The organism is Treponema sp. UBA6852 (assembly GCA_002449305.1).
Classification (GTDB): Bacteria; Spirochaetota; Spirochaetia; order Treponematales; family Treponemataceae; genus Treponema_D.
The window spans coordinates 31,750-48,968 of sequence record DKDI01000035.1 but is presented as its reverse complement, the minus strand read 5'-3'; the positions used below and the strand labels follow the sequence as shown (position 1 = coordinate 48,968).

The 17,219-nt window shown below is 38.3% G+C and carries 14 protein-coding genes; 3 read left to right on the top strand and 11 right to left on the bottom strand.

The features are described from left to right. Positions 1 to 11: 11 nt before the first annotated feature. Positions 12 to 2,192: a LuxR C-terminal-related transcriptional regulator gene (locus B3209_RS07645; protein WP_296663410.1), complete on the bottom strand. Its 2,181-nt coding sequence runs from the start codon at positions 2,190 to 2,192 to the stop codon at positions 12 to 14. Between the two features lie 312 nt (positions 2,193 to 2,504). On the opposite strand from B3209_RS07645, the gene dapA reads away from it, so the two are divergent. The 3 genes from dapA to arfB all read left to right on the top strand — a co-directional run bounded on the left by dapA (position 2,505) and on the right by arfB (position 5,154). After that, positions 2,505 to 3,419, top strand: a complete 915-nt coding sequence (dapA, locus tag B3209_RS07640) for a 4-hydroxy-tetrahydrodipicolinate synthase (protein ID WP_296663406.1) — start codon at positions 2,505 to 2,507, stop codon at positions 3,417 to 3,419. Positions 3,420 to 3,441: 22 nt separating this feature from the next. Beyond that, complete coding sequence (asd, locus tag B3209_RS07635; RefSeq protein ID WP_296011584.1) at positions 3,442 to 4,533, top strand: aspartate-semialdehyde dehydrogenase; 1,092 nt, start codon at positions 3,442 to 3,444, stop codon at positions 4,531 to 4,533. Positions 4,534 to 4,743: 210 nt separating this feature from the next. Then, positions 4,744 to 5,154 (top strand): alternative ribosome rescue aminoacyl-tRNA hydrolase ArfB, encoded by a 411-nt coding sequence (gene arfB, locus B3209_RS07630; protein WP_296663403.1) that lies wholly within the window; start codon positions 4,744 to 4,746, stop codon positions 5,152 to 5,154. 44 nt (positions 5,155 to 5,198) lie between these two features. Here the strand turns inward: arfB and B3209_RS07625 are convergent, their stop codons facing one another. From B3209_RS07625 to B3209_RS07580, 10 genes are all read right to left on the bottom strand, one after another. Further along, positions 5,199 to 6,143 carry a metallophosphoesterase family protein gene (locus B3209_RS07625; RefSeq protein WP_296663400.1) on the bottom strand — a complete coding sequence of 315 codons (945 nt, stop codon included), beginning with the start codon at positions 6,141 to 6,143 and terminating at the stop codon, positions 5,199 to 5,201. Beyond that, positions 6,140 to 6,880, bottom strand: a complete 741-nt coding sequence (locus tag B3209_RS07620) for a hypothetical protein (protein ID WP_296663397.1) — start codon at positions 6,878 to 6,880, stop codon at positions 6,140 to 6,142. Before B3209_RS07620 ends, B3209_RS07625 begins: the two co-directional genes overlap by 4 nt. 399 nt (positions 6,881 to 7,279) lie before the next feature. Further along, a complete protein-coding gene (locus B3209_RS07615; protein ID WP_296663394.1) occupies positions 7,280 to 8,053 on the bottom strand; it encodes a type I phosphomannose isomerase catalytic subunit in 774 nt (257 codons plus the stop codon). A 9-nt stretch (positions 8,054 to 8,062) separates the two neighbouring features. Beyond that, entirely contained in the window at positions 8,063 to 9,052 is a 990-nt protein-coding gene (locus tag B3209_RS07610; RefSeq protein ID WP_296663392.1) for a glycoside hydrolase family 130 protein, read from the bottom strand. A gap of 18 nt (positions 9,053 to 9,070) precedes the next feature. Then, positions 9,071 to 10,246 carry a glycosidase gene (locus B3209_RS07605; protein ID WP_296690341.1) on the bottom strand — a complete coding sequence of 392 codons (1,176 nt, stop codon included), beginning with the start codon at positions 10,244 to 10,246 and terminating at the stop codon, positions 9,071 to 9,073. After that, a complete protein-coding gene (locus B3209_RS07600; RefSeq protein WP_296690339.1) occupies positions 10,243 to 11,424 on the bottom strand; it encodes an AGE family epimerase/isomerase in 1,182 nt (393 codons plus the stop codon). The genes B3209_RS07605 and B3209_RS07600 overlap by 4 nt, the downstream gene beginning before the upstream one ends. Before the next feature lie 16 nt (positions 11,425 to 11,440). Beyond that, positions 11,441 to 13,570, bottom strand: a complete 2,130-nt coding sequence (locus tag B3209_RS07595; protein WP_296690337.1) for a cellulase family glycosylhydrolase — start codon at positions 13,568 to 13,570, stop codon at positions 11,441 to 11,443. 11 nt (positions 13,571 to 13,581) lie between these two features. Next, positions 13,582 to 14,739 (bottom strand): carbohydrate ABC transporter permease, encoded by a 1,158-nt coding sequence (locus tag B3209_RS07590; protein WP_296690335.1) that lies wholly within the window; start codon positions 14,737 to 14,739, stop codon positions 13,582 to 13,584. 24 nt (positions 14,740 to 14,763) lie between these two features. Continuing rightward, the gene (locus B3209_RS07585; protein ID WP_296663376.1) at positions 14,764 to 15,645 is read right to left on the bottom strand and encodes a carbohydrate ABC transporter permease; all 882 of its coding nucleotides are present in this window, start codon (positions 15,643 to 15,645) and stop codon (positions 14,764 to 14,766) included. Between the two features lie 234 nt (positions 15,646 to 15,879). Further along, complete coding sequence (locus B3209_RS07580) at positions 15,880 to 17,175, bottom strand: ABC transporter substrate-binding protein (protein ID WP_296663374.1); 1,296 nt, start codon at positions 17,173 to 17,175, stop codon at positions 15,880 to 15,882. Positions 17,176 to 17,219 lie beyond the last annotated feature (44 nt).

Below are 17,219 nucleotides of genomic sequence, written 5' to 3'. Positions count from 1 at the left end.
CTCAAAAGATTTTAACGCAATTTATTCATCAACTCAACACGGCTATGAACATCAAGTTTTTTGAAAATCTTTTTGTTGTGGCTTGCAACAGTTCCAGGACTTATAAAAAGTTCCTCCGCAATATCCTTGTCGCTTTTTCCAGAAATTATAAGTTCTGCAATCTGTTTTTCTCTTGAAGATAATTTTTTCATAAAGTCCTCTGATTTTTCTTCGCCAGTTTTTATCAAAGTAACTTCCTTTTTCTTTTCCGAATTTTTTTGCTCTTTTTTCTTAGACGGAGAAAATCTAGTTTTATTTATTATCACGCTGGAATCTTTTGAATTTTCAACACGCTTAAAATCAAACACAACTGAAAATTTAAACTTGCTGTCATTTTTTGAAACAGACAAATCTCCGCGGTAAAATTTTGCAATGCGCATAAGAAATGTAAAATTACGCTTTTCATTTTCAGTTTCCATGCGAGAAAGAACTTCTTCAACTGTCTGGGAATCCATTGTATTCGAAATTGAAAAAATAAAATTTTCTTCATCACCTTTCAACGAAACAGAAACTTCGGTATTCGGAACAGAAACTTCGATTACAGAATTCAAAAACGATATAAAAAAAAGTTCCACAACCCTCATGTCCGCAAGAATCACAGTTTCTGGCTGTATGTCCATCGAATAAGAAATCGTGTTGGGCTTAGACGAGCAAAAAGTTTTTGAAGCTTGAATGCAGCTTTTAAAAAAATCCGCAAGAAGAATCGGCTGATTTTGAATTTCAGATTCGTCATTGCACATTCTAAGAGTTGCAAGCGTGTCGCTTATTTTTGCAGAATTTATTTTAATTCTTTCTATATAAGAAGTATTTTTCGCAGTAAAAACCTGGCCAGAAAGAATATCAGCCATGCTCAAAGTTTGCGCAGAATCAACTAAAATATTTTTCATAAGCCGCTCAATCAGATTTTTTTGAATAAGAAGCTCAGAGTTTTGCGCCTTTATTTTTTTTAGCTCAACTTTTGAATTATGAGACTCTTGCCTAATTTTATAAGTTATAAAAAAAAGCGAGGGCATTGTAATCAGCAAGTAAAACAAAAATGAAATTAAAAATTCATCGGAACATATAAAATCAAAAAAAACATTATTTCCTTTAAATCTTAAAATTCTTACAATTTGAGCCAGCATAGAAAATAAAATCTGCGGAATCCAAAGCAAAAGTATTATCCTTGTATTCTTTTGCATTGCCCTGAAGCACATAAATATGGAAGCAATAAAAAAAACTTTTGTCGTTATAGAGAGCGCGGCATAAGAATAAAGCATTGTCTGCTCTGCTCTCACCGTTAAAAGAACACAAAATGTAACAACTATAAGCTGAATTTCAACTGGAGAAAGTTTTTTATAAACTATTTTTGAATTGCCTTTTAAAACTGTATCTGCGGAAAGAATTAAAAACATCAGAATGAAACTTTCAAAATAATATGCAAGCCGTGTTGAAAATGAAAACGGATTTAAGAAATTCCACAAAAATACAGGACCAATTCCTTTTAACTGAAGCTGAAGGAAAATGTAAAACAACGCTGCCATTGACAAAAAAAATGGCATTGGCCGGCGCACAGCAATTGCATATATAAAAAGCAAAGCAAAAATGCAAAAACATATTCCCAAAACGGTGTAAAGTTTTGCAAAATAAATTCTTCGTGAATTAAAAAAATCAAGTTCATTAACAAGCTTGATATATATAAAATTTCCATTATGATTTTTTATTTTTATTCTAAAGCAAGTATCATCGTCATATCCTGAATTTCTAAAAACGGGAAACGCCTGCAAACTGTCTGGAGCTTCTATTTCATCTGTTGAAATTTTATGTCCGACTTTTCCAATTAAGAAAAATTTTCCTCCACGCTTTTCATAGAATTCCGCAGAATCTATATACTCATTTCCAAGGCTTATAACGCAATGCTGAATTTCTGAAATCTCAGGCTTTATTTCAATCCATAAATTTCCATCATAAAATCCAGGATTTATAGGATTTTTTGTATTCTTAAATAAACTTTCATCAAGCTCATCAACATCTTTTTGCGCAGTTTTATCAATGAACAGTTTTACATGGATTGGAATTTCTTTTTCAGCTGATTTTTTTATTTTTGCAAACAAAGGCAATAAATTGCATACGAAAAATACAGATAAAAAAAACAAATATTTTTTATTTTTCATAACTGAATTATAACCCAAGTTATTCTAAAATCAAATAAAATTTACCATATTTTAGGTATAAAACTACCATTTGCATGGTATTTGAAGCACTTCTTTTCATCTCTATGATTCAAATCAATAAAGTTGAAGAGATTAAATATATAGTTTTTCACATATAAATTGAAAAACAAAGGCCGTTCTGGGCGAAGTGCAATTAACGCTTCATTTTTCAGAGCGGTCTTTTTTGTTTTATAAAACAATAATGAAATTTTCATTGCGTTGCTTTTTTTCTATAAAAATGCAATAATTATGCAAAAATATTTGGAGGTCCCTATGATTAAATTACGCGGTGCTTTTACAGCAATGATTACACCCATGAACAGTGATGGTTCAATAGATTACGAGGGCTTCAGAAAAAATGTAAAATTTCAGTTGGAGCATGGCATAGACGGTCTGGTTCCGCTGGGAACGACGGCAGAAACTCCGACTCTTGATGAAAAACCCGGCAGCGAAGAAGACAAGATTATCGAAATTGTATTCGAAGAAGTCCGCAAATTTGAAAAAAACTCTTGTAAAAAAATTCCAGTAATTCTTGGAGCTGGATCAAACAATACAAAGGACGCGGTTCTCTATTGCGAACGGGCAAAAAAAGCTGGAGCAGACGCAGCTCTTGTCGTAACTCCGTATTACAACAAGCCATCAAAAGAAGGAATCTTCCGCCACTTTGAAGCAGTCTCAAAAGTAGGAATTCCAATTGTTGTTTACAATATTCAAGGAAGAACAGGCCTTAATATTCCTACCGACTTGCTGGAGCGCATTGCGGAACTTCCAAACATTGCAGGCGTAAAGGAAGCAAGCGGAAATATTTCTCAGATGATGGATGTAATTGCAAAAATCAAATCAAAGAAACCGGACTTTGCAGTTCTTTCTGGAGATGACGGACTTACACTTCCGCTTATGGCAGCTGGAGGAGATGGAGTTATTTCTGTTGTTTCAAACCTTGCACCTGCGCTTGTAACAGAAATGGTTGCAGAAGGACTTAAAGGAAACTTTGACAAAGCAAGAGAAATTCACTACAGAATGCTTCCGTTCTTCAAGGCAGCTTTTGTAGATGGAAATCCAACTTCAATAAAGTACGCAATGAATTTCAAAGGACTTCCGGCTGGTTCTGTAAGACTTCCTCTAGTTGAAATAACTGATGAAGCAAAAAAAGTTGTTGAAGCCGCAATAAAAGAATGTAACTTATAATAGAAAAGAAGGAGTGCTTTTTATGGAAAAGATTAAAGTAGGTGTTTTGGGTGCAACTGGAATGGTTGGCCAACGTTATATAAAACTTTTGGAAAATCATCCTTGGTTTGAAGTGACTTACGTTGCGGCAAGCCCACGTTCAGCTGGAAAAGCATACAAAGATGCGGTAAAGAACCGTTGGCTTATCGGCGCTGAAATTCCTGCCGGCGTTGCGGATTTGATTGTTGAGGATGCAAACGATGAAAAAAAGGCTCTTGGAAAATGTCAGTTTGTTTTTTCTGCGCTTGAAATGGGCAAGGAAGAAATAAAGGCTTTGGAAGCTGCTTATGCCGCAGAAGGAATTCCTGTTGTTTCTAATGCTTCTGCAAACCGCTGGACAGAAGATGTTCCAATGCTTGTGCCGGAAATCAACTATTCTCATCTTGATGTTATTGCCGAGCAGAAAAAGCACCACGGCTGGGACAAAGGATTTATTGCAGTAAAGCCGAACTGTTCGCTCCAGACTTATATGATGCCGATTCATGCGTTGATTCAGGCTGGCTATCCAATCAAAAGAATGATTGTTACAACTTTGCAGGCAACAAGCGGAGCTGGTTATCCGGGCGTTCCTTCTTTTGACATGATTGACAATATCGTTCCGTTCATCGGCGGCGAAGAAGAAAAGACAGAAAAAGAATGCCTTAAGATTCTTGGAAAAGTTCAGGACGGAAAAATCGTGAACGCTGAATATCCGGTTGTCTCTTCAACTTGTACGCGCGTTCCTGTAATCGACGGACATACAGCTTGTGTTTCTCTTGAGTTTGCGGACAAAAAGCCAAGCCTTGAAGAAATTGAAAAAATCTGGACTTCTTATAAATCAGTTCCACAGGAATTGAATCTTCCGAGCGCACCGGAACATCCGATTGTTGTTCGTCACGAAGAAAACCGTCCGCAGCCACGACGCGACCGCGAGACAGAAAAAGGAATGGCTTGCGTAATAGGACGCCTTCGCCCATGCAATGTGTTTGACATAAAGTTTGTTTCGCTTAGCCACAACACAAAGCGCGGTGCAGCCCTTGGCGGAATCCTGAACGCAGAACTTTTAAAGGCAAAAGGATTTTTTGACAATCTGTAGAAAACAACAAGCAAGGGGATGTCTAATAAGTTCTAAATGTCATTGTTGTACTTGATACTGCGATGTTTGCATAGCAAACTCGGTTAGTAATCTCTAAATGATTTAAATATATGCATTTAGATTTTCGGGTCTGCTCCGAAAATGACAGAAAAGATACTTTTAGGACATCCCTTTTTTTTCAGACTGAAATATTTTTACGAAAAAAATTCAATGGACAAAGAAGAACTCCACAATTCAATTTGCAGCAACGCAGTTTTTTCATTTGCACGTTCCAGCGGAAAAGGCGGACAAAATGTAAACAAAGTAAATACAAAAGTTCACATTTCAATTCCACTTTCAAAGCTTGCAGGACTTTCTGAAAAAGAACTGGAACTTTTAACAGCCAAGTTAAAATCTTCAATTAACAAAGATTTTGAAATTTTTATTGACTGCGAAGATTCAAGATTTCAAGAGCAAAACAGAAAAATTGCGCTGGAACGGCTTGAATCAAAAATCACTTCAGCTGTAAAAATCACCAAAAAGCGCATAAAAACAAAGCCAAGTGCAGCTTCAAAAGAGAAACGCCTTAAAACAAAAAAACTCAAATCGCTTTTAAAACAGCAGCGCGCATTTAAATTCTAGTCAATCCGAATATTAAGTTTTAGTTCAATATAGAAAAACAACAGCTAAAACTCAATCAGCTTTGTTGAGACGCTTGCGCTGCTTTCGTCCACTGTAACAAGGCGGAATGCGCCGTTCTTAAAAAGTGCGGAAGTGTTCACTTGCGAAAAGCTGCCTAAATCGTGCTCAAAAACCCTGTGAACGTGTCCGCCGAAAAGAGATTTCACGTTGTTTTTTGCAAAAAGCGAAAGAAGATAATTGCGCTCAGCTGTGTCTTCAAGAGCCATCAAAGGAACGTTGTCGCTGTAAAAAGGATAATGCGAGAAAACCATCTTCGGGTTCGCATCTGACTTCAGCAATTTTTCAAGAGCGTCAAGCTGGTCTTTTCCAAACGCGCCGTTTCCAGTGTCAACAAAATAAAAAGAGAACGGCAACAAAGCTGAACCGGCTGGGCCTGAGGAAAGCGAAAAATAATACGATGACTTGTACGGATAAATCGTCTTTTTCCAGTCTGTCCAGCCGTTGTTGTAAAGGTCGTGGTTTCCAAGAATCGTGTAAACCTTAAAATCTTCCGCCGAGCTTACAACATTTTTTTTAAGCGCAAGCTTTTTGATTTTTTCAAGATAGGAATTGTATTCATTGAATTCGGATAAATGCCCGCCGTCGGCAGTGTCGCCCAAGTTCACTATGAATCTCGGAACTTTTGTCTTGTCGCTGCTTTCAAAAAGGGAAGAAATCTCGTCTAAGAAATCATTCATTTTTGAAGAGTGAACGTCGCCCGCTCCAATGTGAACGTCTGTAACAACGATAAAGCTGTATTTTCCGCCCAAGTCCAAACCGGAAGAAAGGACAGTTTCGCCGCTCAAGTCTAAAAATCCGCTGAATCTCTCGTCAACGTCTTCCTCGCCGAACAAAAACTGGTAAAAACCGTAGTTCGCGCATGAAGAAAAAGCAAGCGAAATCAAAAACAAAATTGAAATCAAATTTAAAAGTCTTCTAAACCTTCTCAAAATGAAAACCTCGCTTTTAAATTCCATTCGTAGCGGTCGATGTAAGGAGCAACAACAAACTGGTCGCGCAGGCGAAAGCCAAAATCAGAAGAGAGCCTGAATTCTCTCTTGAAATTCCATGCGAAACCCAGAGAATAAAGCGGCGTGAACGCAAGCGGATAGCGGTAAAGAGTGTGCGAGACGACAGAGCCGTAAATTTCTGCGCCACAGTCAAAATAATAATTCAAGGCGACAGAGCCGCTCAAAGAAAAATCCCAAAGAAAATCGCGGTCAACAGCGTCAATTTGCGCAAATTTCAAGCCAGAACCTAGATTTGCAAGAAAAAAAAGCCTGTCTTTTAGCGCAAGACGAAAAACACTTTCAAGATAAATGTCGTGCTCAGAATACAAATCGTAATAACGCTGAAAATGATAGATAAATTCCGCGCCGAAGCCGATTTTCTGGGATTCAGTCTCTTGGTTCATCCGCGGAATAAAATAGTTGCCGAGCGTTGTAAAGTCAAAAATATTGTCGGAAAACTGAACGGAAGCAAGTGCCTTGAAATTCGGCGCAAAATTCAGGAAATTTTCGTTCTTTTCCTCGATTCCGTAAGTAAAGTTAAAGGGATTGAAGTCACGCTCCACATTTTTTGCCGCAACATAGCCAGTGCCGGCTTCGACAAACTGCGAAACGCTCGGAAAAGCAAAGCAAAAAGCGCAGGATAAAATCAAACCGAAAAGCAAAAAAAATCTCTTCATTTCAATTCCGATTATAAGATTTTGACTAAATTTATCAAGAGAAAAAACAAAGATAAGTTGTCCATAAAAACAGGATACATTTAAAAGAAAAATATCTAAAAACTTCAAAGTACTTTTAAATAGCAGTGCATTTAAATTTTAGTCAGAGAGTAAAAAGAGTTTGTTTCTGAGCAAATTCATCTGTTTTTAAAGGAAAAACACTTGTTTATGACACAAATTCATCTATTTTTAGACTAAAAACACTTGTCTTAAGACAAATTTCATCTGTTTTTTGACAAAAACTAGTTGTTTTTAAACTAAAATCATCTAGTTTTTTAATAAAAACACTTTATTTTGACAAAAAGTAAAGTGTTTTATAACCAAAAATAGTTGTTTCTGGCCATAAAACACTTTATAGAACTAACAAATCTTCATGAACTTTGCATTTTCAGTTATAGAAACTGTTTCATCAGGGAAAACAACAGCAATATCTTCTTGCTCCATCTGAATTTTTGTTTCATCAGAACCGCAAAGCTCAACATTCTGACCTTCAAGCAAGTAAAGCAAAGTCAGTTTCTTGGGAACAAAGCTTTTTTCCTCAAATAATTCAAGTGAAAAATATTCGCACTCAAACTTTCCAGGAAAAGGACCTGTCTTTAGCAACTTATTATTCTTAAGAGATGCAAGGCTTTTTTGAACATGAAGCTCGCGCGGACGTCCCCAGTCATACATTCTGTAAGTTATGTTGCTTGACTGCTGAACTTCCAAAACACGGATTCCTTTTCCAATGGCGTGGACTGTTCCAGAGGGAATAAAAACAAAGTCGCCTTTCTTTACGCTGATAAAATTCAGTTCATTTTGAAAAGTTCCCTGCTGTATAGAAGAAGCAATCTGCTCCTTGGAAAAATTTTCTTTTATTCCGTATGCAAGCTTGGCATCAGGCTCTGCATCAAGAACATACCAGCATTCAGTTTTTCCGCGCACGCCTTCCCCTTCAAGTTTTTTTGCAGTTTCGTCATCAGGATGAACCTGAACAGAAAGAGTTTCATTCGCCTGAATTACTTTCACGATAAGCGGATATTCCTTTCCAATGGCATTTAGAAAATCTTTTTGGCAGCCATCAGGATGAGTAGAAGCTATCCACCTTTCGTATCCCCAGATTTTATCACACTGAATAGGATTAAGCTTTAGCATTTTTGCATCTCACTTTACGATGTCATATTTTTTGATGTAAGAAATAACATCGTCAACAGTTGTAAAGCATAAAGCTGTGTTTGTATCGGCCGCTCCATAGTAAATCGCGATTCTATTTGTATCAGCGTCAACAAGAGCAGCACAAGGGAACACAACATTCGCAACAAAACCACGCTCTTCGTATTCAACTTCAGGAGTAAGAAGAAAGTTTCCGCAGCGATGAATCACTTTTGAAGGATCTTCTAAGTCTAAAAGTGCCGCGCCCATTGAATAAACAAAGCCGGAGCAAGTTCCTGTAACTCCGTGATAGAACAAAAGCCAGCCTTCTTCTGTTTCAATTGGAGCACAACCCGCGCCGATTTTTACAGACTGCCACCACTGGCTTGATTTTCCCATAATCCATTTGTGGTTGCCCCAGTGCAAAAGGTCGTCGCTTTCAGAAAGGAAAATGTCGCCAAACGGAGTGTGTCCGCTGTCTGACGGTCGTGTCATAATATAATATTTTCCGTTGAATTTTCTTGGGAACAAGACACCGTTTCTGTTGAACGGAAGAAAACCGTTGCCTTTAGAAGTGAAAGTCTTGAAGTCTTTTGTTGTCGCGATTCCGATTGAAGCTCCGTGAAAATCCGTGCACCAAATTATGTGATAGACATCATCAATTTTTACAAGGCGCGGATCGTAAGCGTAGTTCGGACTTACATCGTTTCCGTTTTCGTCAGTGATTTTAATTTTATCGCTGCTGAATTTCCAATTGAGAGCGTCATCACTGAATCCGTAGTAAAGGTAAGGAATTCCGTTGCAAGTTTCAGCACGGAACACGCCGACAAAACCGCCGTCTTTCCACAATGCAACTGCGCTGTTGAATATGCGGGTTACATTAGGGATAGGATTTCTTCCGATAACAGGGTTTTTAGAATAACGCCAGACAGGTTTGTCAAAGACAGCAGGTTTGTCTTCCCACGGCATATTTGGAATTGATTCACCTTTAATCTTAATCATTTTTTTATTCTCCGAAATTTATTTTTTGTTTATGAACTCAAGATTTTTTGCAATAAAATCGCACCTTTGTTTTACGCAGTCAGCAGAACGTCCCGGGTCAGACGGCGTGTTGAATACATAGTCGGTAAGTTTTTCAAGTGTTGTTGTCGCAACATGAAGCCTTGTGTCGCTTGAGGCATAATAAATATAAACATTGCCCGACGGCGTAACCGCAGCTCCGTTTGTAAACACAACATTAGAAACATCTCCCACACGCTCTTCTCCAAGCGGTCCAAGGAAAAGCCCTGAAGGTTCGGCGATTACTTTTGACGGATCTTTTAAATCAGTCGCAAAACAATAAAGCACGTAGCGAAGACCGGCAGCTGTGTTGCGGACTCCATGCGCAATATGAATCCAGCCAAGTTCTGTTTTTATTGGAACTGCTCCAGCTCCGTTTTTTACTTCTGTAATTGTGTGGTATTTTCTTCGGCTTGAAATTTTTTCTTCGTCAATTACGGCATTTGTTATGTCATCGCAAAGACCAAAGCCTACTCCACCGCCGCTTCCTGTATCAATAAAGTCATCCATCGGGCGCGTGTAAAATGCATATTTTCCGTTTACAAATTCAGGAAGAAGGACAACGTTTCTTTGCTGAGGAGAGCGCAATGTCTTTAAGTTTGGAAGACGCTCCCACTTCTTTAAATCTTTTGTGCGAACAATTCCTGCACAAGCAACAGCTGCGCTCAAGTCCTTTGATTTTGTATCTTTGCTTTCCGAACAGAAAATTCCGTAAATCCATCCGTCTTCATGCTGAGTAAGACGCATATCATAAACATTTGTTTCTTCTGAGCAAGTGTCTGGAAGCTGAACAGGATAATCCCAGAACCTGAATCCGTCCACACCAGAAACGCTTTCTGCAACGGCAAAAAATGATTTCCTGTCTGCGCCTTCGACACGGGCAACAAGATAAAATTTTCCGTCTATATACAATGCCCCGGAATTCATTACAGCATTCACGCCAAGCCGTTCCATAAAAAACGGATTTGTCGAAGGATTCATGTCATACTTCCAAAAAAGCGGAACATGGTTTCTTGTAAGAACTGGGTTCTTGTAGCGGTCAAAGATTCCATTGTAAAAATCGCTCTTTTCATTTTTCATGGCAATAAGCGACTCGTATTTTTCTGTCTGAATTTTTACTTTTTCTTCAAAGTTCATTTTATCCTCTTGATTCTTGAAATTATTTCAAAGCACATTCGTCCGTTGTGATAAGGACATTTCCACGGCTCAACTATAGGCTGACGGGTTGAAGGCTTTCGCTCAGAATCAACACACCAAAACCATTCAGAGCCTGCGCGCTTGTCAACTATATAATTCTTGATGTAACTCCAAACTGACTTAGCCGCATCAAGAAATTTTTTATCATTTGTTTTTTGATATGCGTTAAAAAATCCAACTACAGATTCAGCCTGAACCCACCAAATGCGAATCTCGCTATTTTTTCCGCGCTCGCATTCGTTCAGAACAGAATTATCTTTATAAGCAGTCTTTAGAATTCTGTACGGAATTATTTCTGTGATTGGCGCAATTTTTTTTCTAAGCTCGTCATCGGCAAGAACTTCAAGAGTTCTGTCAACAAGCCAAGAAGTTTCTATGTCGTGTCCATAAGAATACAAGTCAATCAGCGAATTGAAATTTTTATCAAAGAAAACTTCCTGCCTTTGTTCCTTTGGATTCCAGATTTTGTCAGCAAACTGATTCAAGATAAAAACAAGATTTTTCTTTACATCTGCGCTGCGGCTTACACGATAAAGTTCAGTATAACCTTCAAGGACATGAAGCAAAGTGTTCATTGTTCGTTCGGCAGTAACTCCGTTTTCGCTGAGCTTGTCATTTTCGTTAGGCTTAAAATCAGCAGTGAACGACTCAAGGTATCCATCTGCATCGCGGCATTTAGTTTCGATTGTCTTGTAAAGTTCAAATGCTTTATCCAGCGCATTTCTGTCGTGCGAAATATCGTAGTAGCTAGACAAGGCATAAATTGCAAACGCCTGATTGTAAGTATGCTTTGTTGAATCAAGAATACTTCCGTCAGCATTTGCAGACCAGAACACTCCGCCATTTTCCTTGTCAAAGAATTTATCGCAAAGAAATTTATAGGCGTGCTTGGCATAATCTACAAGTTCTTTGTCTTCCAGCATCTTATACGCGTTAGAAAAGAACCATAGAATACGGCTGTTAAGAATGCAGCTTTTTTCAGCATCCTTATGCAGATTCAAATCGAAATCAAGAAGACCATAGAATCCGCCGCGCTCATCATCCTTCATTTTTTTCCAGAAAGGAATGATGTGATAAATAAGCTCACTCTCAACTTCTGCAAACATTTCTTCAAGCATTGCATTACTCCAATTATCAGTCTTTTTTATAAAGAACAACATCGTCGATATAAACCGGTCCGTCGTACTTCACATAACCCATAGTAGGACAAATTGTTACAAATGTGTAGGTTGGATTCTGCTGAAACTCAAGCGAAACAGAAACTTTGTAATAAGATTTTCCGTCATCAAGAGTTACAATAGGCAAGTCTTTTAAGAAAACGTTGTTTTCCTTTAAACCTGTTTTTACCCAACCCGGATCAAAAGCAACATAAGGCTGAACTCCAGGAAGTTTTTCCCCTTCGCTTTTCTTTGAAACATGAGGAACTGCCTTGTCTTTTTCATAGTAAAAAGTGAAATCAAGTTTTGAAGCGTCGGCAACTTCTTTCATTGCTCCAAATTTAACCTTTAGTTCTTCCCAAGCGTTTTCTCCTGAATAAGAGCCGCAAACTTCAACCATTCCGCCATTTAGCTTTGTATGCTTTATGCTTTTTATTTCAGCCATATAGCCGCCCAAAGAGGAAGCGTCCGCAATGTCGTTTTTAAAATCGTAGTGCTTTATAACGCTATAAGTTATTTTATTTGAAATTGTGATTGAATTTGATTCGGTTTCAAGTTTTGTTCCGTCGCTCAAAGTGAATACAACTTTTATAGAAAGAACACTTCCGTCTGGGAAAGTTTTTGCATTTGCCAGCGTGTCAAAGTTGATTCTATAAATGTCCGAGGCAACATTGTAGTTCAATGTTCTTGGAGAAGCCGCTGGATTTCCGTTTATGTAAAGTTCCGCGCGCTTTGCCTTTACAGAAGAATTTTTTCCCGGCATAAATTTTGCGCTTACTTCAAACAAACCTTTTACATCTTGATCATGCGTAGGATTTAAAAGATAAACGCGGGGATTTAAAAGATATTCAGGAATTTCTTTTCCAGAAAACAAAGATGCATAGTCGCTTAAAAGATTTGAAACGCTGGACTTGTCATTCCGTATTCTGAATCCGTCGTAGTCATCATATATTCCATCTCCGCCTTCTGAAAGTTCATAAGTGTTTGACGACGTAAGAATCCAAAACATTGAGCCTGCAAGACCTTCGTTGTATGCGGTTGAATTCCAAATGTCGTAAGCTGCAAGACGATTTAAATTTCCGCCGGAAGAAGTTCCGTATTCTTCAAGCACAATCGGCTTTTTTGCAGAGCGGCCGGAAGCTGCGTGCTTTTTTATAAATTCATCGCCCCAGTTTATTTGAGCATTGCCAAGGATTCCCCAAGTTTCTGGGTAAAGATGAAAAGTTCCGTAGTCAATATTTTTTATGCGGATAAGAGAATCAAAGTCTGTTCCTTCGTAACCATTGTAGCAAGTTTCACCTTCACCAGCATAAGGAGTAAACCCCGGCTGCCTCATAAAGCCTTCGTCTCCAATTGCGCACAACTGGTTCGGAGCAATTTTTTTTACAAACGCGCTCATTTCCGAAACCCAGTTTTTTATAGTTCTTCCGCTTGTGTCTTTTTGGTTGCGAGGCTCGTTCATAAGCTCCCAAGTCATTATCGTAGGATCTTCGTTATACGGAATTCCTGTGTAAGAATTTTTTCTTGTAACAAGATGCTCAACAAATTCCTTGTATGCTTTGCGGCAGTTTTCACTTGTGTAGAATTCTTCCGCGCTTTTTAGTCCGAACCATTTTTGCCAAGTAGTTGCATTCATAAGTCCGCCAAAAGCGTCCCAATAATTGTTCATGGTAATCACAAGTTTAATGTTTCTTTTGGAAGCTTCCGCAATTATAAAATCAAGCCTCTCAAAAATATCACGCGGATAGCCAAACTGCTCAGGCTTCTTTGTGTTTTCATTTATAAATTTTTTAGGAACTCCAAAAGCTCCAGGCTCGTCCATTCCGTGCGAATTGTGATCAGCATTAGGTCCAAACTGAAATCCCCAGCAGCGCAAAACTGTTACGCCCATTTCCTGTGCATCGTCAAGAACATCAGTAATCATTTTGTCCGGAGAATAATGCATATAATAATTGTTTGTGCCTACAAAACGGAATTCTTTTCCGTCGAGCATAAACTTGTTTTTTTGAACTGTTACAAATTCCTTCGCACCAAAAGCAGAACATGAAGCAAGCAGACCAAAGCATGCAAAAACAGAAACCGCAGTCAATTTCTTTATAAGTTTCACAAATTCCTCCGCTACTCTTTTACAGAACCAGTAACCATTCCGCCGTAAATGTAGCGCTGCAAAGAAATAAAAGCTACGAGAGTCGGAATAACGGCAATAACAACACCAGCGCAAATTACAGGCCAGTTAGTTCCAAACGGACCTTTGAATTTATAGAGCGATGTTGAAATAACCTGCAAAGATTTTTTTGGCATATACAAAAGCGGATTGTAAAAATCATTGTAAAGGTTTACGCATTTCAAAATCAAAATTGTAACTGTCGCAGGCTGAAGCAAAGGGAAAATTATTTTTGCAAAAACCTGAAAATATCCGGCTCCGTCAATAATCGCAGATTCGTCAAGCGACTTTGAAATATTGTTCAAGAACTGAAGATAAATCATAATCGCAATAATATCAGTTCCCATAGAAAGAATGATTACAGACAAATGCGTATTGTACATTCCGAGTTTCTGAATTATCTGGAAAGTTGCAACCTGTGTCGTTATCGTCGGAATAAGAGAAATCCAAAGAAACATCTGGCGCACAATCTTCTTAAGCTTAAAGTCAAAGCGGCTCAAAACAAACGCTGTCATAGAACCAGTTATTACAGTTCCCACGCCAGAAAACAGAATAAGAATAAATGTGTTCCAAAAGCCAAGAAGCATATTTCCTTTTATAAACGCAGTCTTGTAGTTTTCAAGGAAAAATCCTTCTGTAACTTTTACTCTGATTACAGTACAGTTTTCTCCAGAAACATAAGCGCCTTTCACCATTAAAGATGCAGCGTTTTTTTTATCAACGGAAACAGAACTTTCTTCGGAATTAAGCGGAAGCTCAACTCTTGCAACTTCATTTCCTAAAGAATCAGAAACAACAATAAAACTTTCTTTTGAACTGTCTTCGATTTTGTCATAAAGGAACGAAAATCCTTTTAAGTTATGTTCCATTAATATAGAAGAATTCAGCACAATTTTATTTCCGTTGTCAAAAGATTCCGCGCCTTTCCAAATTTCGTTGTTCGCCTGGAACTTTGGAAGATCAAACGGACGGCTTCTGTTGAATTCCTCGCCAGTTTTAAAAGAGCCAAGGAAAACAACAAGAATCGGAAGAATAACAGTCAGTGCAGAAAAACACAGTAAAATATATTTGAGCCATTTTGAAATTTGGCGTTCGTGAATTTTTGAATTCATAATCAACCTTCCTAAAAAATTATGTCAGTTTTTTTCATCTGTCTTGAAAACCGCATTCTGAATAAACGAAACAAAGAGAACCATAATGGTAAGCACAATCGCCATAGCAGAAGCAAGTCCAATCTTGTTGAATTTAAATGCTGTGTCCATTGTCTTGATTACAAAAGTTGAAGAGCCGTTTCCGCCGCCAGTCATAATGTAAGGAATTTCAAATACACTTACTGCGCCTTTTACAGCAAGAATCGCATTAATCTGAAGAACAGGAGCAATTCCAGGAAGAATTATAAAGCGGAACTTTTGCCATGAGTTTGCTCCATCCAAGGCAGCCGCTTCAAAAGTAACTTTTGGAAGAGATTCTATAGCCGCCACAAACATTACAATATTAAATCCCATGTATCGCCAAATAGACGTGAACGACAATGAGTAGTTTACAAGCTTAGGATTTGTAAGCCAAAGAGGTGTGTTTTTTATTCCAAGGAAATTCAAAAATGAATTAAGAGTTCCTGTGTCCTTGAAAAAATATGTAAAAATAAAGCCAATTGCTACGCTGTTTATAAGATTCGGGAAAAACAAAACTCCCTTAAAAAAATTAACGCCTTTTACTTTTGTGCATAAAACAACCGCAAATAAAAGCGCAAGCGCAAGCTGAATAAAAGAGCCCACAAGATAGTAAATGCTGACTGCAAAAACTTTGAAATATTCCGGACGTGAAAAAACTTCTATATAATTCTTAATTCCGATGAATTTTTTCTGACCAAGTCCGTCCCACTTTAGAAAACTGTAGCCAAACATATTTATGATTGGAAGAAATCCAAAGACGATTACAAGCACAAGCGGAACTAGCAAAAATGTGAAAATCACGACTTTCTGCTGTTTTTTAATTGAAAGTTGTATTTGGTTTTTCATTGTGGCTCCCATTTGCACAGGAATTTCCACAAAGAAATTCCAATGCCTTTATGCACGAAAGTTTTACATTTCATCCTTAAGCACATTTTTTATGCGCCTAAAGATGAAAATATTTTTTTAGATCGAATGCCATTTTATTGCCCAGCATAAATTTCTCTATCGTTGCAGGACGTGAAATTGCCTGTCATTGTCTGGCTTGACCAGGCAATCTTCAATGGCATTCTTAAAACTTTTTTAGTTTAAATATTCTGCTCTGGTTTTTGCCCAGCGTTTGTTCCAGTCTGCCATGATGCCTTCAAAAGTTTCTTTTGTGCTTCCAATAGCAGCGTCGATAATTCTTTTCTTTTCAGGATCGTTCCAGAAACCGATTTCAGATTCCTTGTCAATCTTGTCGTAAACGCCTTCGTACTGTGGTTCCGCCGGAGCAGACTCAATGTACTGAACGCCCATTTCACCGAACGAATCCAAAACTGCAGGATAAGGCTCGCCCTTCTTTACAGGAATTGATTCTGTATACTGAACCCAGTCTGTGTCGTCTGACATAAACTTTATCCAAGCATAAGCAGTCGCTTTGTTTTTGCTGTACTTGTTGATGCAAAGCGGCATATCAAGTTGGGCTTCCGCATATTTTTTTCCGTCGATTTCAAATGGAAACGGCATATATCCGATTGTTTCCGGGCGGGCTGCAAGGTCTTTTACCTGCTGAATTGCCCAAGAGCCAAGAACCATGCATCCGATTTTTCCGTCAGCAAGATCCTGCTTTGACTGTTCCCATTCAGAAGCAAGCAAGTCTTTTTCGCACAAGCCGCGCTTTACAACTTCGTACATCATCTTGTAAAGTTCATAGTGTCCGTCGCCAGGAACAAAAGGAGAATCCTCGTGGATAATCTTTCTCTTATATTCTGGATCTCCAGACGCACTCAAAAGTCCGCCTTCCCACTGATTCAAAGTCCAGCCAGAAGGATAGTTCATAAATACAGGAACTGCGTCCGTCTTGTCTTTGATTTTCTGCATTGCCTCGTAGAATTCCTCTGTGTTTCTTGGAACTCCAACGCCGGCTTTTTCAAAAACAGCTTTATTGTAAACAATTCCCGCGCTTACAGTTGCAACCATCGGATATGTGTACACAACATCCTTATAGGAAATTGCATTTGAAGTTCTTGTAAAGTTCATCACTTTGTCAAAATCTTCAAGCGAACCGAGCGGCTCAAAATATTTTTCAAAGTCAATTGACTGAATATTCGGGCGGCAAAGAACATCGCCGTATTCCTGAGTTCCCATGCGAGTTCTTACAGTTCCTTCATAGTCTGTAATTGCCTCGAACTCCACAGAAGTTCCCGGATATTTTTGTTCAAACGCTTCCTTGTATTCCTGAAGCTTGGTGTCTACAATATCTGTTCTGTTTGTAAGAACGATAATGTTTCCGCCGATTTTTCCGTGAATAGAATTTTCACCGCCATTGTTTTTTGAGCAGCCCAAAGCCAAAATAGCCAAAGCCGCCGCAGTGCACAAAACTACACTTCTTTTCATTTTTCCTCCAAAATGCTGACTTCCAATATTAAGAAGCAGCCGCA